This window comes from Alkalimarinus alittae, assembly GCF_026016465.1.
Taxonomy (GTDB): domain Bacteria; phylum Pseudomonadota; class Gammaproteobacteria; order Pseudomonadales; family Oleiphilaceae; genus Alkalimarinus; species Alkalimarinus alittae.
The window spans coordinates 3,608,190-3,630,524 of the sequence record NZ_CP100390.1; the positions used below are offsets into that span (position 1 = coordinate 3,608,190).

The following is a 22,335-nucleotide window of genomic DNA, read 5'->3' on the forward strand; positions in this document are numbered from 1 at the left end:
CATAATGACCATTAAAACAGCCCTTATTGTTGATGACGAACCGGACATTAGAGAATTGTTAGAGATTACTCTAATGAGAATGGGAATAGATACTTGTAGCGCAGAGAATATAACCAAGGCGAAGGCATTGTTAGAGACTCAAGAGTTTAACCTCTGCCTTACAGATATGAACCTACCTGATGGCAACGGCATTGATCTGGTTTGTCATATACAGCAGTACTTCCCTCAAATTCCGGTAGCTGTCATTACCGCTTACGGCAGCGTAGAAACAGCCATTACTTCACTAAAATCTGGGGCATTTGATTTTGTATCAAAACCAGTCGACCTAGCCAGACTACGTGAACTTGTCAGTTCAGCACTTAAACTAACCGAAGAGAAAAAAGTAAGTAAAGAAGCTGTAGAAACAGGAAACCTTTTGCTAGGCGAATCACCAGAAATGGAGCGCCTACGAAAGCAAATTCGCAAACTAGCACGCAGCCAAGCACCGGTTTATATCAGCGGGGAATCAGGCAGCGGAAAAGAACTCGTTGCACGAATGATGCACCTTCAGGGACCTCGATCAGAAGCACCGTTTGTACCGGTAAACTGCGGAGCCATTCCAAGCGAGCTAATGGAGAGTGAGTTTTTCGGTCACAAAAAAGGCAGTTTTAGTGGGGCAGTAGAGAACAAAGAAGGGCTATTTCAGGCTGCCAATGGTGGAACCTTGTTTCTAGATGAGGTCGCCGACCTTCCCATAGGTATGCAAGTCAAGTTACTCAGAGCCATACAAGAAAAAGCCGTGCGCCCAGTTGGGGAGCAAAAAGAAGTCTCTGTGGATGTTCGCATTCTTAGCGCCACTCACAAAAACTTGGCAGAACTGGTTGAAACTGGAGAGTTTCGACAAGACCTTTACTACCGAATCAATGTCATCGAGTTGGATGTGCCTAAGCTTCGAGAGCGTAAGAGCGATATCCCCTTGCTTGCAAACCACATATTGCAGCGCATAGCCGAAGAGTGTGATATCTTTGATGCCAAAATAAGTGATGACGCCATGAGTAGCCTTAAAGAGTATCACTTTCCTGGCAATGTGCGAGAACTCGAAAACATTATCGAGCGCGCCTTTACACTGTGCGAGAATGATGTAATCGAAACCAGCGATCTACAACTAAGACCTGCCAGCAAGCCTGATGGCGCGATGGAGTTTTCAGAGAATTCAGTACAGCGAAGTGAAGACACCTCCTTAGAAGATTTCTTAGAAGGCATAGAAAGAAAAACCATAGAACAAGCGCTCGAAGAGACTCGTTGGAACAAAACCGCTGCGGCCAAAAAGCTGGGTATTACATTTAGAGCGCTGCGGTATCGTTTGAAGAAGTTAGATATGGAGTAGATTAACGCCCTAAGCCACCTCGGGTTTTAATATTCGATTTTTAAGTGCATAAGGCTCTGGGTTAACAGGGCTTTCTTGCTCTAACAGTAAAGAAGTCATAACCCTTACCGCTGCAGGCGCTAGCACTAGGCCGTTTCTAAAATGGCCGGCGTTCACATATAAATTCTTAATCTCAGGCACCGCACCAATAAACGGAATACCTTCAGGGGCGCCAGGTCGTAACCCTGCCCAATGGTGCTCGATTTGCGCGCCCGCCAACGCAGGGAACATATCAATAGCAGTATCTGCGAGCTGCTGCTTTGCTTTACCCGTCGTTTGTTTATCAAACCCGACATACTCCAACGTACTCCCTGCTAGCACTCGGCCATCTCTTCGAGGAATGACGTATTTTCCATCGCTCAGTACAACACGATTCACAATACCGGGCTTTGCATTAAATAAAATCATCTGACCTCTGACAGGCTCGACCGGTAACGATACCCCCACCGCCTCCAGCAGATTGCCCGACCATGCGCCCGCCGTTACAACCACATTATCTGCGTTGATAACGTTATCTTTAACAATGACGCCTGTCACAACACCAGACTCGACGGTTAGGCTAGATACAGCAGCCTCTTCAATAATCGTGACTAACGGTTCACTCTTGATACTTTTATAAAGCGCCTGCACGAGTCGAGGATTACGAATACTGCCCACTTGCGGCATCCAAAGGGCATCATGAACCCCTTCCCGAAGGTTTGGTTCGAGCTTATATATTTCATTTTTTTCAATCAACGCCGCCCAGTTATTATGCGCCGCCGCCCACTCGAGCGCCTCGGTTTGATCTTCAATAGAGAGCATCATTAAACCATGGCGAGTAAGTTCTGGGTCAATACCACTTTCTGCCTCGAGTGACTCTGCCAGATTGCTGTAATAACCCTGAGACCAAGCCGCAAGTGCGGTTACTGGTTCAGAATAACGCCAAGGATAAAGTGGCGATACAATCCCGCCGCCCGCCCAGCTAGCTTCTTTACCGCAAAGACCTTTATCGATCAGCGTCACTTCAACGCCTGCTTGCGCAAGCTCTCTCGCTTGCATCATGCCAATGGCGCCAGCGCCGATTATGATTGTTTTCATTAGTACTCTTTTTGAAGAATTTTCACATTAAAAACCAAAAAACTAGTGTGTGGTGTTGAAAGGCATTTCTTATTTTATGATAATAAAGTCATTGCCAATGGATGGCAAAACTTAGCTACATTCACATAATCAAGGAAGATATTATGAATTGTCGTGGACTTTCATTAATAGAAGTTTTAATCACTCTCGCAATAATCACCCTATTAACAGGGCTTGGTATTGCAAACTTTTCTAGTTCAATTAATCAAACCCAAGTTGACGCTCAACTGCTCTCCTTAAGACAGCTTTTTTCAGCATCTCGTCAAAAAGCAATAGATACTCAAGACTATATAACCGTCTGTCCCTCAGATGACTCAGTCAATTGCAGCTATCAGTGGGAGCAGCCAATAATTGCGTTTTCAGATCGAAACAAAAACGCGATGGTCGACCATGACGAAACGATTTGGATAACATCTAAGCTATTCAATATAACCCAACCTCTAGCAAAAAAACCATCTAACAAACCCTATTTTCGATATAGCCCCGAAGGGTATACTCAAGGAAGTCCAGGCAACATTCAGTTTTGTGGGGCTAACCAGCAGGCGAATACAGCAAGAAAATTTACGCTCAGTATGGCAGGTCGTACCAGGCTATCATCTGATAAAAACAAGGATGGCATTCATGAAGACAGTCGAGGTATTAAGCTCAACTGTCCAAATTAACTTACCAACAGTTGTTGGTAGTAGGAGTTTTACTACCCGCTTGATTAAGCGTCAAGGTTCCGCACTTATCGCTCAACTGAGGCCCAACGGGTGTTGCCGTTAATGTATAGCTAGTAGCGGTGACAGCCAACGTTAGGTTATAAAAGGTAGCACTTCCTTCAAACGGTGTTTTTGTATGCGCAAATACCGTATTCAAAGGTGCCCCGCTGTTGCCACCTGAGCCAGTGCCTGCATAGGTGTAATTAATGCTATAGAATCGTTCGAGTGCTTGAGCGAGCTGAAGTAAAGCCGACTTGGCATCAGCTCTGCGAGCCTCTTGAATACTATTGGTATAAGCAGGGTATGCAACCGCAGCCAGAATACCAATGATTGCAACCACAATAACCAACTCTATCAGAGTAAAGCCTCTATCTTTTTTCATTTCTAATAATTCTCCTTTTACTGAAGACTATCACCTTAGACAGCCTTCAGTGCCTTTATAGGTTACCTAACTTCTCGCCAGCTTTGTCTCTTCTGAGTCGAAGCGCCCCCTTCAAGTATTGACTCTATCTTGCCTGTTGAGGTACCCACTTCTTTAAACTCATTACCGCTATTGGGGTCATCAATAATGGCAGGTGTTGAAGGAATTCCGCCATCTTCTCCTCCTGGCTGAATACCGCCAACGGCCGTATCCCCAACACCGTCACCATCTGTGTCTATTAAGTCTTTTGAGTCTATGACTCCGTCATTATTTGTATCGTATGGACTATCTTTTAAAGCGCCACCATTTTCGACATCCATCTCCATAAGCCAGCCCGTTCCTCCTGCGGCACATGGATCTGTCGATGGGATTAGCGTAGTAAATATAATTCGGCCATTCCTCACCACAGCATTACTGACCTGTCTCTCGCCATAGTTATTGGTATTTGAGCCTTCAGTGTTAAACAAGTCCATATACCAACCTCTGTGAGGTGTCGCGCCCTCCCAATTAATTGCGTTATCAGTGACCAGCCTGAAGTTACCAACAAAGTCACCACCAGCATCCTTCAGAGTTGACTCTTTAATGATAGACTGTTTCAGTAATGCACTCCGCCCTGTAATAGTAGTGCCATTATCCCAAAGCCCATGGAACGCTTGAGTTAACTCTCCTGAAGAACTGTTATCGCCATTTTCTATATATTTACCAGTCCCGAAATAGACCATATAGTTATGACCTGTTTTATGATACGGGTGCGTACTCACTTGAACTTTAGTGGTTATAGGCAGTTGGTTACCTGCTGAGTCTTTAGCAACGTAAAGTGGTGCTGGATCAGTTCCTGAAAGGAAATAGCTCTTCCAGTTTGTTGTACTATTAGAAGACACATCAAACTTCCACACATTACCAAACAAGTCGCCGGCATAAATATAATCAACAATATTATCTCCATTGGTATCAATAGGTGTTGGTTCATAGATACCGTTTGGCCTACCTGTTGACATTGGATCATCTACCATTCCAACGCCTGTATCTAGCTTCTTGATAATGCTTCCGTCTTCAACATCAACTAGATAAATCACTGCATTACCTGTGCTGCTTACATTAGCATCAGCCTCTGTATTGTTATAGCCATTACCAAACAAGGCAGCCCACTTACCGTTGGCCATTCGAACTAAAGAAGCCTTTCCAAAGGTATACCCCAAGTCAGCATCATCAGCATCTGTAAACTCCCATAACACAAGGTCTGAGGCATTACTTTCATCAAAAGAGCTATAGTCAGAAGTTGTATCAAGGCCATGTGGATCGGTAATATCCAATGCAAATAGCCCTTGTCCGCCGCCTCGTAAACTTCCTACAGCAACGGTGTGCCACAATGAGTCCGTTGAATCAAAGAATACATCGCCGAAACCCGTTGGACCATCAACATAATACCGGTGTGAATAAGAGGGTCGTGCAAGCTCTCCTAAGTTAGAGAAGACTGACGTAGGCACATAACCTAGCACTTCCTGCCCTCCTCCCGAAGCGTTATCGGCCCAAGCATTGACACCATGAAACATGCCATCATTGGCGCCAAAATAAAGCATAGGCTTACGGTCTTTAAAGCGTGCTCTGAAATCGCTATATTTCTGTGTAGCACTATTTTCAGGAGCCGATGTTGCACCAATAACATCCCAAGTATCTTTATAGAAAAAACCAGGCCGAGGTACATATGCAGGGTCCGAATGAACAATATCCCCTAACACATTACCATCTCTTGTCCTAAAGGCTCTACTAGCCCCTACAATACCTTGCTCTTGAGCGTCATCACCACGAATATAGTTAAGAAGATCAGCACCATAATTTTGCTGATCAGTAGTTACTCCCGCTAACAAAGCAGCAACCTCTGCTGGCGCTAACTCACCACTTGTAGGACTGCTATAGTCAGAAGGCCAACGGAAAGGTATGCCCTCCTCATTCGCACTATCATATGTCAATATTTCTCTAACGGTAGAGTGACCTGTACCTGTTGCTTGATCTTTAAGTCGATCCTTAACATTCCAAACCTCACTACCCGGTATTATTGTTCCATCGGGTTGAACAGGTAAGGCCAACACAGACCCCGTCCATTTTTCTGCATCAAAAAGGGCTTGATAAAGCAATGTGTCGGTTCCCAATGCGCCAGAGTTAACGGTTACCGTTGCCGATGAACCACTTCGTGCCAAAATCTCATCAAATGCTTTAGCTAATTGAGCACCTAGCCCCAATGCGTTAGTGACTAAGAAATAGTTATCAGGGTCACCGTCTCCATCTTCATCCCACTCACTTTGAAGGTCAGGTGTATCATCATCATTTTTATCGACAAAACCACCCCATTTTGCTGCATACCATAACGGGTCTTTAAGTACAGATGCGCCAGGAGTTAAACCGGGAGAAAAAGTTCGTACAGCAACTAAAGGGAGATCATCTGTCCCTCTTGGTTGACCCGCCCAAACACCAGGAGGCGTATCAAGGTAATAACCATTGTGGTCAGTACTATCCGTATCCCTAACTTCTAAATAAACACCGTCTCGAGTGGTACCTGAAATAACATAACCCATGTGCTGATTGATAGAACCTGATGCAAAAAGGGATTCGAGTGTCACGGTCACAGTTCCAGCAGCATCCAGCTTATAACGATACCTTACAAGAGCATCCATATCGTGGTCAGCACCTTGCTCAACATCTTCAAAGTTAACCAAGAAGCTACCTTCTGTAGCCCCTAAACTTTCAATATAAAAGTCAACAATTTGGTTAGTAGGCTGAAAGTCACTTACGCCTGAACTAATACCGTAACCACTTACCGATTTAGCAAACGGCACCAGCGTAACATTGTTTCCGCCAGCCACAGGGATACTGATTTCAGGTAATGGAGATGCCAAAGCCACAGAGAACGTATTGGGTCTTTGCTTGTATCTCGAATCCTTTTTAGTACTTACAGCTGCTGGCTCAGCAGTGGTCCCGCTAATATCATTTAACCAACCGTAATAGGCTACTGAAGCAGCATAATAACTCCCTTGCTTGGTAGGCTCTTCTGGAGCCAAACCTCTAATTGTTCCTAAACTAACAACATTTTTAGGTTGTGGTGTTTTCCCTTCATTGGTTTCAGATTGCCCAATGTACTTCATGCCCTTAACATCACCTTCACCGATGGTGATGGTGTCGCCGTAGTCTTTTGCATGCAGTCCAGGCAGAGCACTATCGGCCGCCATGCTGCTAAAATAAGACCCCGGTACTGTATCTGAGTCATAAGAAGGGTTGATATCACTAATCACTAATTGGAATGGCTTAGCACAGTATGGATATCCATTATCCGCTGTATCATAGGGGTCATTCCATGCAGCCTTAGGCAGACCTAAACTATTATCAATACTGCCAGAGTTAGTATAATCAAATGAAGGGTGAGCAGCTTTTGCACCTGAAAAATAGCGCAAGCTTTCGTACATCATTTCTGCCACAGGGTTGCCCCACATACTACATTCGCCATTATTGATGGCTCTATTTACAATCCAGCCACAACCGTACTGGCTACCGGTAAAGCCATCGACTCGAAGTGCATCAATCGTTTTAATAATACCTACCGTAGATGTAAGAGTTCCGTTTGTAGCATTGATTTCATTAGTCAAGGAACCTATTTGTTTTCGTAAAACACCGCCCTGTGTATTACTTTCATAAGAGCCCGTTAAAAGCCCAAACATCATCGAATCATTTTCACCATACTTATGCAGGACACCTGTGGGTTTATAGTTGCCATTCGGATACTGTTGACAATTGGTCTCTAGCTTACCCGCACGACAAACTTCGACATTGACCTCATAGTCTGTAATAACCGAGCTCTCGGTCGTTTTATTCCAGCGTAATACAAAGCTATCCCCGCCGCCTCTTTCTTCATGACGGAATTGAATCGTGTAGTTATAGCCACCTAACAAATAGAATGTATCGTTATGGGAATCATTATTAGCTGCGCCATGGCCTCCATACCAACCAAGAACGTGGTCGCCTGAAGGGTCTCTTATAATAAACTCTACCGCATCATCACCATCGACTGAAAAGGTATAATTGCCATTAGCCGGCACAGTAAGATTCCCATCTATAACGGTAAGATAGTTATCATCATCGCCATAAGGATTGTTGTTACCCTGAATTGTTGTCATAGGGCCTGAGCCATCTAAACGACTAGCTACTGCATAGTTTGTTATCCAATTGTTATAGTCAGCATGATTATTAGGGTGACCACTACCTGTGCCAGAAATATCATATGTTCTACGAAAAAGATTACTTAATACCGTATCAGGTACTACCTCCCAAATACTTCCACCTCCAGTGGCACAATTTGAGCTTGCACCACACTTAGAGCCGGCTACCGGCAACTGCCGGGATACCCAATCCCACACTCTAAAGTTAGTATCGTTTAACACCCTCATAAGAGGCTCTGTTGAACCGGTTAACGTCACATTAGCAAAAAGGTGTCGTGTACCTGGCTTTGGTTCAGACAAGTTGGTGTAATCTGAAATGTTGTAACCTGGGCTAGCGGCTGGGTCATATTCCTTACCCCATGTATGGGCATCTTGTGGAATATGTGTACGCTGAAGCACCGTAAGCGATGCAGTGTCTATATCACGATAGCCTCCATACAATACCTTACGAAGCGCATCAATACGTGCTGTTGTGACATAATTTAAAAAGTCACCACTCCAGCTGCCACTAACTGATGAGCAGGTTTTATCTGTTGTCGCATCTTTAGGCTCAAACCGGTCTGATGAGCCGTCATAATCGTAACAGCGGTAAGAGTCAAAATATCCGAAGTAATCAATGCTAGGTTTATAACCAACATCAACAACGCCATCGCCATCCAAATCAGACGCATCATTATAAGCTTCATAATAAAGCTTATGATCCCGCCCCATAACAAGCATGGAGAGAGGTGGCACTGTTGACGATACAAACAGCGGGGCGGACTCTAAGTTTAGCGTGGCTGCACTTACCGCTATGGGGTGCATACTGGCGGCCATGACGATTAAGCCTGAAGCAGCAGTATGTAACATTTGCTTTATTTTCATGATCAATATCTCCGTTGCTTAACCCACTAGACTAAGGCGTATTTAAATAGACTTTTCGTGCATAGACACTTTGCAAATGCACTGTAGCACCGCCTGGGCCTTCACCTTTGGATGTTGAGGTATAGTAGAACATTGCTGGTTTTGGAACACCTACACTTAAATCTTGTACACTACTTGCGCTATCAGCCGACTTAATGTCTGGCTGCTCTATAACAAACCTAGGGGTTGTCTGGCCGTTATAACTAGAGATTGCTTCTCCATTACTCGACCACCAAGCTGTCGCCGCACTTTCCCACCAACCGGAGGACAAGGTCGCTGACATATAGCCGTCTGTTGTTCCAACGACGGGGATATCTACATCTGGGGACAGCAGTGCCTCGGCTGCAAACAAGCCAGACTCGGCCGCCTGAAAAGCCACTTGGTTATCGCGAGAGTTAGAGGTCATTTTCGTACCTAGCGTCGACATATTTATTGCGCTTGTACCTATAATGGTCACCAACAGCAACATCACCAGTGCGACGATAAGTACCGCGCCTGTCTGCGTCTGCTGCATTGGTTTTAATTGAGTGTTAAAAATCATAATTTATTCCTCTTGCTAACTAGCAAGCAGTTCTAAGGTATAAAGTTTCTTAAAGATACAGATTGCTGAAACACCATGCGCGGCCGGCCATCACCTGGTGCGGTCACCGATTCATCTAATAAGTTGTAGGTAATAGTGTTGGTGACTCCGGTTGTATTTTCATTGGAGGCACTTAGCAACGCCACCTTAACCGCTCGCACGTCTTCCCAGTTCGTTACGCCTGTTGAGTTTACGTATTGCGTGACTTCATTTGCTGAGCCTATGCCATAAAGTATCTGCATGTTTTCAATGCCATTTACCAATGGTTGGTCATCTGAGCTAACCAATGCACCAAGCGTGTGGGTTTCAGCAGTAAAGCCATATACTCGTGATGAACAGTACAGACTAGGTATATTTTCAGTACTGAGAGGGTCTACAGCACGAATATAATAGTGATCAACAGCCAACTGGTTGTTGAGCAGGCTAGACCCTAAACAAGTTTCAATACTGCCATCTGGTGCACCTGTCATCCGGATAAATATCTCATCAGTTCCATCTTCAATGTCTGCATTTGTCGCATCATTATTTCGACCAAAGGTAATGGATGTACCCTCTGTAAACTCTGCAACTGCTGGGAATTTTCTTTCTACCCCTATGGTACCCCAATACCCGGCATGCCTAAGACTACGAGAAATAAAAAACAACCCAAACCGACCGTTTTCAAGTGTATGTGACTGCGCTGAAACCACGCTATACGTCTGCTTACTGCCTAAAAATATTTGTATAACACCCGCCATTAAAACAAGGCCCAGTACCATAGCGATCATAAGCTCAACAAGAGAAAACCCTGTCTGCCGAGTGTGTGAATGAGTAATCATCTAAAACCTCACCGCTGTAAACATACAACCCGAATTGTTATTGTCAGCTGCTGTACAAGTCGAAGCCGTATAAGACCCGCCGCTTGCGCCCCCTCCTACCGCTGCGTCCCAGGTTATGGCAATACTGTATTCTCGAGTAGCGGCATCATAAGCCACACTTAATGCGCCTCGAAGGAGTAGCATCTCGTTGGTCATTCTATCGCTAACTTGCCACAAGTCATGAGCCGCCATTTGAGCGCCACTGCAAGATGCGGTATGGCAATTAGGCGTCGGCTCTGCAGCTACAGGTGTCCCTGCATAGTCACCATCAACCGCGCTATCCATGTTTGCCATCATGCGATCAACCAAATCACTTGTGACCATCTGAGCCCTAGAATTTAAAAATGATTGAGTGCCGCCTTTTAAACTTAAAGACTGTAAGCTAGCTACGCCTAGAAGCCCAATCGCTAATATCAATACAGTAACTAGCACTTCTATTAAGCTGACACCGCTTTGTTTATCTCGTTTATTAACAGCCTGCATCAGCTTCCGCTCCTGTTCGAACTGTTCCTGTCGTTACCCCTAATATAATAGCTCTTGCCGTGGCCTCGCCGTCAGGGTCGCAAAATGCGAACGTGCCAGAATCAAACCCCGTATCTAACATGCCTGTTGGTTCATATCGAAAAAAATTATTGATGGGCGATGGCACCACACCCTCAGTCACAAAATTAATAGTAAAGCCTGTCACCCCTTCATATACACGGATAATATTGCCTACTGTTGGTGTAGTGCCTGAGGCGCTATCCTCAAAAACAATCCATCCCGTACTCCAGTCTGTGGTTGCCAAACAAGAGGTTGAATTTGACGAAGGGCAGATAGAGACCGTTCTATTTCTTGTTACCGCTTCTGTACGTGCATACTGAAGCGCATTTAGCAAGCCGTCTCGTGAACTGCCAATCTTGTTATTTTCAATCATTCGACCAAATGAAGGGACTGCAATAACTGCAATAATGGACAAAATTGCTATGGTTACCAGCAACTCAATCAGCGTAAAACCTTTATTATTCATAAGTAATCTCTACAAAAATTCCTAGCGTTACCCTACCCAATGAGCAAATAAATGTCTCTGCCGTTCTGATGAGCGGCTATTTCAGTCGACAACTGGTTTTTGATTATCTGTTTTCGAGAAGTACATCTCATATTTCAGGCAAAAAAAAACGCGCTAGATAATTTACCCAGTGCGCTTTTCAGTATAGCCGAACTTAATCATTTGACTTATTTACATTTGCTTAACAGGTATTCTCAACTCTTTAGGCATACTAAACACAATATTCTCTTCTCGTCCGTCAATCTCTACAGGTACTTCACCGCCCAATGCCTGAATACGCGCAACAACCTGTCTCACAAGCACATCAGGCGCTGACGCTCCGGCTGTAACGCCTACATTCTTGCGCCCATCTAACCAGGCGGGATCTATACCTTCTTCGTTATCGATTAAGTAAGCCGGTGTACCCATTCGCTCAGCTAACTCGCGTAATCGGTTTGAGTTTGAGCTGTTCGGTGAGCCCACGACCAACATCAAATCACAATCAACGGCGAGTTGCTTCACAGCATCTTGTCGGTTTTGTGTGGCGTAGCAGATATCGTCTTTACGTGGACCTTCGATATTCGGGAATTTTTTTCGTAAGGCGTCGATAACTCTGGCGGCATCATCCATAGAGAGTGTTGTTTGTGTTACGTAAGTCAGGCCTTCTGGATTTTTAACTTCTAACTTATCAACGTCGGCTTCGTCTTCAACTAAGTAAATATGACCTCCGGCTGAGTAGTCATACTGCCCCATAGTACCTTCTACTTCTGGGTGGCCATGATGCCCAATAAGCACGCATTCGCGGCCATCTAGACTATATTTACTTACTTCTAAGTGCACTTTGGTGACTAGTGGACAGGTGGCATCAAACACTCGAAGTCCACGAGTTTTAGACTCTTCTTGAACGGCTTTTGAAACACCGTGGGCACTGAATATCACCAATGAATCATCTGGCACTTCTTCTAGTTCATCAACAAAAATCGCGCCACGGTCACGTAGGTTATCGACGACAAACTTGTTGTGGACGACTTCATGCCGAACGTACACGGGGGCTCCGAATACATCGAGCGCTCGATTCACGATCTCGATCGCGCGATCAACACCGGCACAAAAACCTCGGGGATTAGCCAGACTTATCTTCATATAGCTCTACTTCTCTTCGCTCTATTGCTAGTCGCTTTATTTCTCTTCACCCAAAGCGGTTACGCTTAGTATTTGCACATCAAAACGCAACGTCTTTCCTGCCAACGGATGATTAAAGTTAATCACCACATCTTCTTCACCCACTTCATGAACAACACCAGGCAATTCTGCTTTATTGGCATCTGCAAATGAGACCATTAACCCTTCAACCAGTTCCATATCTGCTGGAAAGTCTGATTTCTTCATGGTTTGCAGGTTGTTTTCGTTTGGCATTCCAAAGGCTTTTTCTGGTGGTACATCCCACTGGCCTTTTTCACCCGCTTTCATGCCGACCAATAACGCTTCGAAGTTTTCAGGAAGGTTGCCATCGCCAAATTCAAATGCGGCGGCATCCCCTTCAAATGTCGAGTCAACCACCGCACCGTCTTCTAGTTTTAGTGAGAAATGTAAAACAACGCCGGTGCCCTTACCTATTTCCAATTCGCTCATTCTTGATACCCTATTAAATAAGTGCTTTTCTATAAGATCTTGTTATATCTCTACTTGTTTATACTTTTTCGACTGTTTCTGGGTTTGGCTTTCGAAATATGTCGAGCGCCATCATGATAGCCCCTACGGTAATCGCTGAGTCCGCAATATTAAAAGCGGGGAAGTGATAGTTCTGCCAATAGAAATGTAAAAAGTCGACTACATAACCATGTATTACTCGGTCATATAAGTTACCTAGTGCGCCGCCTAGCACCAGCGCAATCGCAATCGCTAGCCATTTATCACCTTTGATTGAGGCTAACCATTTCACTAGCATGACACTAATCCCGACTGCTAATACAGCAAAAAACCATCGCTGCCACCCCCCTGCGCTAGCCAGAAAACTAAATGCCGCGCCGGTATTATGTAACAGTGTAAAGTTAAAAAAGGGTAGTACGGGTACTGAAATGGCGTAGTCCAACATATCTGTTGCAAGCCATTTTGTTCCAAGGTCCAAAAAAACCACAATTACTGATAACCACAACCACTTCAACATAGAGATTTCACGCCATTTAATTGATTTAGTCTGTAGGCCGGAGATGACTTTTTTGTCGAAATACATTCCGACCTACATAGAAGGCTTTTAAGCAAACTGTCGTGACTCACCGTCTCCATCAACGTTTTCGATACAACGCCCACAGAGTTTTGGATGCGCGTCATGTGAACCTACATCTTCACGCTGATGCCAGCAACGATCACACTTTTCATGTTCGCTTGGTACAATCAGCACTTTAAGGCCTTCTACATCGGTCTCAATTGCATCGCTTGCACCTTCTGCATCAAGCCCCACCACTTTGGCTTCTGATGTAATCAATACAAATCGTAGCTCTTCACCCAGTACTGATAATGCTTGCTTCAATTCATCGCTACAGAACAAAGTGACGGCAGTGGTCATTGAGCCTTTTGTTTTTCCTGCTTTACGGCCTTCTTCAAGCTGCTTATTAACGGCCGTTTTAACCGTTAGTATCTGTTCCCAGTATGCTCGACCCTGGGCCTCATTATCATTTAAAGGTGTCAGCCCTTGATACCACTCCTGCACGAATACCGTACTGCTTCGATCGCCAGGTAGACTGGTCCATATTTCATCAGCGGTAAAGCTAAGAACAGGGGCAATCCAGCGAACCAGTGCCTCGGTAATATGATACATCGCCGTCTGGCAAGAGCGTCGCTCTAAACTATCTGGCTGAGTGGTGTACTGGCGGTCTTTTATGATATCAAGATAGAAACCACCTAAGTCGATACCGCAAAACTGAAGTACTTTCTGGTTCACCGCGAGGAAATTATATTCGTCATACGCCTCGATCAGCTCTTTTTGCAGCAACAGCGCTCTATCAACCACCCAACGATCAAGTGCTAGCATATCACCAGGTGCGACGGCATCTGTTGCAGGGTTAAAGCCGTTAATGTTGGCGAGCAAGAAGCGCGAGGTGTTTCGAATTCTGCGGTAAGAGTCGGCAGTCCGCTTTAGGATTTCGTCAGACACCGTCATTTCGCCACTGTAGTCTGTACCCGCTACCCATAAGCGAAGAATATCGGCACCTAGCTTGTTCATCACTTCTTGAGGGGCAACGACGTTACCCATTGATTTGGACATTTTCTTGCCTTGACCATCAACCACAAAGCCATGAGTTAGCACTTGCTTATAAGGTGCTTGACCATTTATCGCGATACCCGTTTTTAGTGAGGACTGGAACCACCCTCTGTGCTGATCTGAGCCCTCTAGATAAAGGTCAGCAGGGTATTGACCTAGCTCTTCTCTTTGCTTTAATACAGCGGCATGGGTAACACCAGAATCAAACCATACATCTAACGTATCTGTGACTTTTTGCCACTTAGCCGCGTCGTCGCCCAACAATTCTGCAGGATCAAGATCAAACCACGCGTCCATCCCCTCTTTCTCAACACGCTTGGCGACTTCTTCAATCAACCGGCTAGTGTCTGGATGGAGCTCTTGGGTTTCTTTATTTACGAATAATGCAATCGGAACACCCCATGTACGCTGGCGTGAAATACACCAGTCAGGGCTTTGCTCTAACATGCCTTCAATACGCTGCTGACCCCAAGATGGAACCCATTTAACGCCTTTGACTGCCTCTAGAGCGGCGTCTTTAAGACCATTCTGCTCCATGCTTACGAACCATTGGGGTGTCGCACGGAAAATCAATGGTGTTTTGGTTCTCCAACAATGCGGATAGCTATGACGGAAAGACTTTTTGTAAACCAATTTTTTATGCTGATCTAATACATCGAGCACCTTGGCATCAACTTTATAGACATGTTCACCCGCAAACAGTTCTGTGCCTTCACGGAATACACCGCCATCATCAACCAAGTTCAAGGTTTTTAAGCCGTAAGCACGACCCACATTAAAATCGTCCACACCGTGATCAGGTGCGGTGTGAACAGCGCCTGTACCCGCATCGGTGGTGACATGATCACCCAAAATAACCGGCACCTGACGCGTTGAATAAAATGGGTGAGCGAGTAATTTGTTTTCTAAGTCAACCCCTTTACAGCGACCAACCACTGCGTAGTCTTCAATGCCGTAACGCTGCATGTTATCAACATGAAGCGCCTCAGCCATCACCATACGTTCTTTACCAAAACCTGCATCGCACTCAACTAACACGTACTCTAATTCTGCATGTAACGAAACCGCTTGGTTAGAAGGTAATGTCCACGGTGTGGTAGTCCAAATAACAATAGACGCTTCGCCTTCACCGCCGCCACTTTCAAGCGTGAATGCACTAATAAAATCACTCTGATCTACTGGCGTGAAACGAACATCAACCGCGATTGACTCTTTATCTTGGTATTCAACTTCGGCCTCTGCCAAAGCTGAGCCACCGACGACACTCCAATATACGGGCTTAAACCCTTTATGAAGGTGACCATTTTCAACAATTTTGCCTAAAGACCGAATAATGTCTGCTTCAAACGCAAAGTTCATTGTTAAGTAAGGGTTATCCCAATCACCAAACACGCCTAAGCGGATAAAGTCAGTTTTCTGACCATCAACTTGCTTTTGTGCATACTCGCGACAGGCTTTTCGGAAGGTTTTGACGTCGACTTTAACGCCTGCCTTGCCTATTTTCTTCTCAACATTGTGTTCTATCGGTAAACCGTGGCAATCCCATCCTGGGATATAAGGGGCATCGTAGCCACTGATTGTTTTAGCTTTAACGATGACATCTTTCAATATTTTGTTAACCGCGTGACCAATGTGAATACTACCATTGGCATATGGAGGTCCATCATGAAGAATGAATTTTTCCGCACCACGACGTGCATCCCTAATTTGCTGATAAATGCCGTTGTCTTGCCAATCTTTCAGCATTTTCGGCTCGCGCTGGGCTAGATTCCCTTTCATCGGGAAGTCAGTATCAGGAAGGTTTAGGGTGTGCTTATAATCACTCATCGTTGGTCACTTCATCACAATTAAAACGAACGGTTAAATTTAATCAACTAACGCTCATTTATTTGGGTTAACATTTATTTCTGAGTTTTTTACTTATTGCCAGTATTACTCAGCGTATCAAAATAAGTCTTTGTCTCTTCAATATCTTTGAAGATTTGTTCTTTTAGTCGCTCTATATCAGAGAACTTCTGTTCATCACGAACTTTATGTTTAAACACTACACTCAGATGTTGGCCGTAAATCGAGCCTTCAAAACCAAACAAGTGAACCTCAAGCGATGGTTTTACACCATCGACTGTAGGCCGAATACCTATGTTGGCCACGCCTTGTAAACACTCGCCAGACTCAAGCGTTGCCTCTACTGCGTACACACCCTTTAACACTAGCACTTTTCGCCCTAGTGATACATTCGCTGTAGGTACGCCAAGTTGACGGCCTAACTTTTGGCCATGCACAACACACCCGGTAATCGTATAAGGGTGGCCTAATAAACGCCCTGCTAGTGCAAACTGGTTTTCATCCAGTGCGTTACGAACTCTGGTACTGCTTACTCTATCACCTTCGAGCGCTACAGTACGCGTGTTTTCAACTGAAAAGCCTTTCTGCTGCTGTTCAAGCAACTTGCCGGTCTCGCTTAATAGCGCAAAATCTCCAGCACGATCACAGCCAAATCTAAAGTCGTCGCCAACGACCAGATGCTTGATTTGCAAGCCAGAGACTAATACCTGTTCGATAAATTGATGAGCTGGCATTTCGTGCAACTCATCATTGAATGTTAAGCAAACAAGGTAGTCTATATCTAGCTCACGCAGCGCAACTAACTTTTCTCTAAAGCGCATTAACCGCGCTGGCGCATCGCTCTTTCTAAAATACTCTTGGGGCTGCGGTTCAAATATAACCACCACAGAAGGTACACCCAATTTTTTTGCTTTATCTTTAACTTGCTCGATAATAACTTTATGACCTAAATGAACGCCATCAAAATTACCAATAGTCGCGACACAACCTAGCCCTCTAAAGCTTAAAGCCTCACTCTTCGAGCCAGAAACACGACTGTTTTTTTGCGACGCTAAACTGCGCAGCCCACGTACGAGCTTCATTAAGACCAACCTACTAAAACAAATGCGCGATTATATAAGGATCGCGGAATTAAATCTAACCATCTGAGTACATTACTGCCTGCAATCTAGTGCCGAACAAGAAATGACCTTAACCGTATCCCAGACACATACAACGCAACAAAGTATGAAGCACCGCCCGAAACAACCATGATGGAAAGATATCCTATTCGCTCCATAACCGACATCAACAGCCAATCAGGAAAATACTGCAACAACACCAAAATCACACCGGACATAATCAATAGCGAGAAGAGCAACTGAAACATAAACTTACCCCAGCCATCCTGCAACCAATAAACACCCTCCTTCAAAAGCCCTCGGTAGAGTAAGTAAGCGTTTAACCAAGCAGATAATGCTGTCGCCAACGCCAACCCTGTATGCGCGAGAGGCCAAATCAGTATGAGGTTAAAAACCATATTAACCACCATCGCGATAACACCGATTTTGACGGGCGTTTTAGTGTCCTGCCGCGAAAAGTAACCCGGCGCCAATACTTTAATTAACATGAAAGCCATTAGCCCTGATGCGTAAGCGCGTAGACTGAGCGTTGACATAGCCACATCAAGCTCTGTTAACTCACCATGATAAAATAATGTCGCCAACAAAGGCTCCGCTAATAGCAACAACGCAATCGCCGCCGGAAAACCGATCACCAATACCACTCTAAGCGCCCAATCGAGCGTCTTTGAAAAGGCATCCGATGACTCACTGGTGTGTTTTCTCGACAGAGAGGGAAGAATGACCGTCGCTATCGCGACACCAAACACCCCTAAAGGCAGTTCTGATAGTCGATCAGAATAGTAAAGCCACGAGACACTCCCCGTCTGTAAAAAAGAAGCCAATATCGTATCGAGCAGTAAATTAATCTGACTAACGGAGACCCCAAACAGCGCAGGCAGCATCAGCCGCATTATTCTCGCCACACCCTCATGACGATAGTCTAGTCGTGGACGCGGCAGCAATCCCATTTTGAGCAAAAAAGGAAACTGGAAAAATAGCTGCAACATGCCTGCTATTAACACCCCCCACGCCAACGCTATAATAGGGTTCTCAAACAATGGCGATAGCCAAATCGCCGAGGCAATAAGCGACAAGTTGAGCAATACGGGCGTAAAGGCAGGCACCGCAAAGCGCCCATAACTATTTAAAATAGACCCTGCAAATGCGGTCAGTGATATCAGCAACAAATAAGGGAACGTTAAGCGTAACATTTCGCTAGCAAGGGAAAACTTTTCTTCATCCCCAATAAACCCTGGTGCAAAAATAGTCGTCAATACTGGCGAACCCACAACAGCCAACAATGTAACAACCAACAAAACCGCACCTAGCACCCCTGCCACAGAGTTTATGAGAGCCCTAACATCGCGTAATTCTTTCTTTGCACGATATTCAGATAACACAGGCACAAAGGCTTGCGAAAAAGCACCTTCGGCAAACAAGCGCCTAAGAAAGTTAGGAATCTTAAAGGCCACAAAAAAAGCATCAGCCCCTGCGCCCGCGCCAAAGTAACGCGCGATGACAATATCCCGAACCAACCCTAAGATTCTGGATAGCATGGTCATTGAGCCAACAACGCTACTGGACTTTAAAAGTCCGGGTGAAGATGGAGGCTGCTTAACCGAGTCATCAACGCCTTTTTTTTCACATTTATTTTGTAAGCGACTACTTTTTTTACTTTTCAACTCGATTCTCTCGGTATTTCCTGCATATATCCAACAGCCAAAACCCAGCAACCATGCTAGCTACAGAAGGATAACGATATAAAAGTGGGCAATAATAACACTCTCCCTTTAATAATTCGCCTCAACTCTGTATCATTGCCCATCCGAAGGATCAGTATGAATCGTTTTCATAGGGTTTTTATTGACAATAAGGTTTTAAACGGGCATAGTCTCGCGTCATTTATTTTGAGATCGCTCAAAAGTATACAGCATTTTCCTAGTCGAGGAGTTCAACGGTGGCAAATTCCCCATCTTCAAAGAAGCGCGCACGCCAGCAGGAAAAGCGTCGCCAGCACAATGCAAGCCAACGATCAATGGTTCGCACATACATTAAAAAAGTTACCGCTAAAATTGAAAGCGGTAATCATGAAGAAGCTCAAACAGCCTTTCAGGCTGCAGTTCCTGCTGTTGACAGCATGGTTAACAAAGGCATTCTTCCAAAGAACAGAGCAGCTCGTATTAAGAGCCGCTTGAATGCACGAGTGAAAGCGTTAAAAGCCTAACTTGTACATCCATAAAAAAACCGGCTACTGCCGGTTTTTTTATGGATAAAATTTACCCTCAACCTATACCAACACCAAATTATCCCGATGCACTAACTCTGGCTCATTAATAAACCCTAAAACTGATTCAATCTGATCGCTAGGTAAACCAATAATTTTAGCTGCATCAAAGAAGTCATATTCCACTAAACCACGCGCAACCTCATTACCCTGCTCATCCACACAAGCAACCATTTCTCCGCGCCTAAACCTTCCCGACACAGACTTAACACCTACAGCCAACAGACTACGCCCTTTTTGACGAAGCCCACTCACGGCACCCGCATCCAAAACAAGCTGCCCTCGCGTCTGCAAATGCCCCGCCAACCATTGCTTGCGCGCCGCCTGACGCTCTTGATTTGGGAGCAATAACGTCCCCAGCGCCTCACCCTCTCTTAACCTACAAAGCACCTTATCAATCCTACCACCCACTATCACCGTCTGCGCACCAGAACGAGCCGCCAAGCGTGCCGCTCGAATCTTAGTCACCATACCGCCACGACCCAGCGCACCCGAACCTCCAGCCGCCATCTGATCCAGTGACATATCATCCGCCTGCGCTTCACTGATCAATGAAGCATCTACATTTCTTCGCGGATCTTTATCATACAAACCATCTTGATCAGTCAGAATAATCAGCGCATCCGCCTCCACCAAATTAGCCACCAACGCACCCAATGTATCATTGTCACCAAACCGAATCTCATCAGTAACAACCGTATCATTCTCATTTACAATAGGAATAACATTCATCCCCACCAAGGCTTTTAACGCACTACGAGCATTAAGATATCGTTTCCGGTCAGACAGGTCATCATGAGTCAGCAGTATTTGCGCCGTATGCAACCCATACCGTTTAAACTCCGTCTCGTAAGTCTGAATCAACCCCATTTGACCCACCGCAGCAGCCGCCTGCAACTCATGCAACTGACTAGGCCTTTGAGTTAAGCCCAGTCGCGTCATGCCTTCTGCTACAGAGCCTGACGAAACTAAAACAACCTCTATACCCTGCTCTCGAAGCCAAACAAGCTGATCAACCCACAACGCAATTGATGCCTTATCAAGCCCTTTACCATCATTAGTTAACAACGCGCTTCCGATCTTAACTACCCAGCACTGAGATTTTAACAACGCCTGTCGACCCGACAAATTAATCACCTATATAAAAATAAAAAAGGAGTAAGTGGTAAGCAGCAAGACCCAAAAGCCTTAACCTAACTCCAACTTACCCCTTGCACTTATTACTTATTACCTACTACTTGTTACTTCTTAACCACTACTTACAACTCAACTACGGCGCATAAACAACTTCAGCTTCATCGTCATCATCATCAAAGTCATCAAACTCATCCACTTCCGTTGATTTCTTCTTCGCTCGTGCCGCCTTCAATGCCTGTAACTTTTCTCTTGCCTCTGCATCCACTCGATTACGTAGCGCTCTTTCTGCTTCAGCTAACGACTCATCTTCAGCCTCTTCAGCTGACCTAGCCTCCATCCACTCCATAATATCAAAGCAGAGCTGCTTAGTGCCCTCACCCTTAATAGCAGAAATGTGATAAATAGGCCCCGTCCACGCCAATTCATCTTGCAACTGCTTGCAGACTTCGTCACGCTGATCTTCCGGCAAAAGATCTAATTTATTTAATACCAACCAACGCTCGCGCCCTGCCAACGTTTCACTAAATTTCTCTAACTCGTGCGCAATGGCTCTTACCGCATCCGCCGGCTCAACCTCATCATAAGGCGCCATATCAACCACATGCAATAACAAACGCGTTCTTACAAGATGCCTAAGAAAACGAATACCTAAACCCGCACCTTCTGCAGCACCCGGAATTAGCCCCGGTATATCCGCCACAACAAAACTTCTATGAGGCTGAACACTTACAACCCCTAAATTTGGGACCAGTGTCGTAAAGGGATAGTTCGCCACTTTAGGCTTGGCTGACGAGACCGCTCGAATCAGCGTGGATTTGCCCGCATTAGGCATCCCCAACAACCCTACATCCGCTAAAACCTTCATCTCTAACCGAAGGTTTCGCTCCTCCCCCAGACTTCCGTTAGTCGTCTGGCGTGGTGCTCGGTTAGTACTAGACTTAAATCGCGCGTTACCTAACCCGTGAAAACCGCCGCGAGCCACCATTAACTGCTCGCCCACAGTAGTCAAATCACCCAACACTTCTTCAGTATCAACATCAATAACCGTTGTTCCTACCGGAACCTTAAGGATGACATCCGCACCCTTAGCCCCGCGACAATCACGACCACTACCACTCTCACCCGTCTTTGCTCGATAACGCGGCTGATATCGAAAATCTATCAACGTATTAACAGAACCATCAACCTCTAGATAGACAGAACCGCCATCACCACCATCACCACCATCAGGCCCCCCTTTTTCGATAAACTTTTCCCGACGAAAGCTCAGACAACCATTTCCGCCCTTTCCGGCCTCACAATAAATAGTCGCCTCATCTACAAACTTCATACCCAACTCCCGCCAAAAAAATAATCGCCCAGCCCCGACCCACAATTCAAACTTGTAAAGCAGTCCAAACCAACCACTCACCGTACAATATAGCAACATCCAAGCTAAATGCACCGCAAGCTAAAACACACCAGAATCACACCGCCGGCAAAAAAA

At 45.2% G+C, this 22,335-nt stretch carries 18 protein-coding genes; 3 read left to right on the forward strand and 15 right to left on the reverse strand.

The annotated features are described in order from the left end of the window. Positions 1-4 precede the first annotated feature (4 nt). Positions 5-1,366, forward strand: a complete 1,362-nt coding sequence (locus NKI27_RS16285; RefSeq protein WP_265047086.1) for a sigma-54-dependent transcriptional regulator — start codon at positions 5-7, stop codon at positions 1,364-1,366. 9 nt (positions 1,367-1,375) lie between these two features. Here NKI27_RS16285 and thiO read toward each other — a convergent pair whose 3' ends face one another. Beyond that, positions 1,376-2,482 carry a glycine oxidase ThiO gene (thiO, locus tag NKI27_RS16290; RefSeq protein WP_265047087.1) on the reverse strand — a complete coding sequence of 369 codons (1,107 nt, stop codon included), beginning with the start codon at positions 2,480-2,482 and terminating at the stop codon, positions 1,376-1,378. Positions 2,483-2,625: 143 nt separating this feature from the next. Here thiO and NKI27_RS16295 point away from each other — a divergent pair, with 143 nt between their 5' ends. Beyond that, positions 2,626-3,183, forward strand: a complete 558-nt coding sequence (locus tag NKI27_RS16295; RefSeq protein WP_265047088.1) for a GspH/FimT family pseudopilin — start codon at positions 2,626-2,628, stop codon at positions 3,181-3,183. Between the two features lies 1 nt (position 3,184). Here NKI27_RS16295 and NKI27_RS16300 read toward each other — a convergent pair whose 3' ends face one another. The 12 genes from NKI27_RS16300 to murJ form a co-directional block, all read right to left on the reverse strand. Then, the gene (locus NKI27_RS16300; protein WP_320109433.1) at positions 3,185-3,604 is read right to left on the reverse strand and encodes a type IV pilin protein; all 420 of its coding nucleotides are present in this window, start codon (positions 3,602-3,604) and stop codon (positions 3,185-3,187) included. A gap of 62 nt (positions 3,605-3,666) precedes the next feature. After that, positions 3,667-8,715, reverse strand: coding sequence for a PilC/PilY family type IV pilus protein (locus NKI27_RS16310; protein ID WP_265047089.1), 5,049 nt, complete (start codon positions 8,713-8,715; stop codon positions 3,667-3,669). A gap of 31 nt (positions 8,716-8,746) precedes the next feature. Then, complete coding sequence (locus NKI27_RS16315) at positions 8,747-9,295, reverse strand: pilus assembly PilX family protein (RefSeq protein ID WP_265047090.1); 549 nt, start codon at positions 9,293-9,295, stop codon at positions 8,747-8,749. Positions 9,296-9,327: 32 nt separating this feature from the next. Then, positions 9,328-10,152: a PilW family protein gene (locus NKI27_RS16320; RefSeq protein WP_265047091.1), complete on the reverse strand. Its 825-nt coding sequence runs from the start codon at positions 10,150-10,152 to the stop codon at positions 9,328-9,330. Then, the gene (gene pilV, locus NKI27_RS16325; protein WP_265047092.1) at positions 10,153-10,674 is read right to left on the reverse strand and encodes a type IV pilus modification protein PilV; all 522 of its coding nucleotides are present in this window, start codon (positions 10,672-10,674) and stop codon (positions 10,153-10,155) included. After that, complete coding sequence (locus NKI27_RS16330; protein WP_265047093.1) at positions 10,661-11,200, reverse strand: GspH/FimT family pseudopilin; 540 nt, start codon at positions 11,198-11,200, stop codon at positions 10,661-10,663. The genes pilV and NKI27_RS16330 overlap by 14 nt, the downstream gene beginning before the upstream one ends. Positions 11,201-11,410: 210 nt before the next feature. Continuing rightward, positions 11,411-12,361, reverse strand: coding sequence for a 4-hydroxy-3-methylbut-2-enyl diphosphate reductase (gene ispH, locus NKI27_RS16335; RefSeq protein WP_265047094.1), 951 nt, complete (start codon positions 12,359-12,361; stop codon positions 11,411-11,413). A gap of 36 nt (positions 12,362-12,397) precedes the next feature. Continuing rightward, positions 12,398-12,850 carry an FKBP-type peptidyl-prolyl cis-trans isomerase gene (locus NKI27_RS16340; protein WP_265047095.1) on the reverse strand — a complete coding sequence of 151 codons (453 nt, stop codon included), beginning with the start codon at positions 12,848-12,850 and terminating at the stop codon, positions 12,398-12,400. A 58-nt stretch (positions 12,851-12,908) separates the two neighbouring features. Continuing rightward, positions 12,909-13,385: a signal peptidase II gene (gene lspA / locus NKI27_RS16345; RefSeq protein ID WP_265049545.1), complete on the reverse strand. Its 477-nt coding sequence runs from the start codon at positions 13,383-13,385 to the stop codon at positions 12,909-12,911. 87 nt (positions 13,386-13,472) lie between these two features. Then, positions 13,473-16,307, reverse strand: a complete 2,835-nt coding sequence (gene ileS / locus NKI27_RS16350; RefSeq protein ID WP_265047096.1) for an isoleucine--tRNA ligase — start codon at positions 16,305-16,307, stop codon at positions 13,473-13,475. Positions 16,308-16,396: 89 nt separating this feature from the next. Continuing rightward, positions 16,397-17,407, reverse strand: coding sequence for a bifunctional riboflavin kinase/FAD synthetase (ribF, locus tag NKI27_RS16355; protein WP_265047097.1), 1,011 nt, complete (start codon positions 17,405-17,407; stop codon positions 16,397-16,399). 86 nt (positions 17,408-17,493) lie between these two features. Continuing rightward, positions 17,494-19,110 carry a murein biosynthesis integral membrane protein MurJ gene (murJ, locus tag NKI27_RS16360; protein ID WP_265047098.1) on the reverse strand — a complete coding sequence of 539 codons (1,617 nt, stop codon included), beginning with the start codon at positions 19,108-19,110 and terminating at the stop codon, positions 17,494-17,496. Between the two features lie 275 nt (positions 19,111-19,385). On the opposite strand from murJ, the gene rpsT reads away from it, so the two are divergent. Beyond that, positions 19,386-19,652 (forward strand): 30S ribosomal protein S20, encoded by a 267-nt coding sequence (gene rpsT, locus NKI27_RS16365; RefSeq protein WP_250656777.1) that lies wholly within the window; start codon positions 19,386-19,388, stop codon positions 19,650-19,652. 63 nt (positions 19,653-19,715) lie between these two features. Here the strand turns inward: rpsT and proB are convergent, their stop codons facing one another. Both proB and cgtA read right to left on the reverse strand, forming a co-directional pair. Further along, complete coding sequence (proB, locus tag NKI27_RS16370) at positions 19,716-20,849, reverse strand: glutamate 5-kinase (protein WP_406802565.1); 1,134 nt, start codon at positions 20,847-20,849, stop codon at positions 19,716-19,718. Positions 20,850-20,982: 133 nt separating this feature from the next. Further along, positions 20,983-22,179 carry an Obg family GTPase CgtA gene (cgtA, locus tag NKI27_RS16375; RefSeq protein WP_265047100.1) on the reverse strand — a complete coding sequence of 399 codons (1,197 nt, stop codon included), beginning with the start codon at positions 22,177-22,179 and terminating at the stop codon, positions 20,983-20,985. Positions 22,180-22,335: the final 156 nt, after the last annotated feature.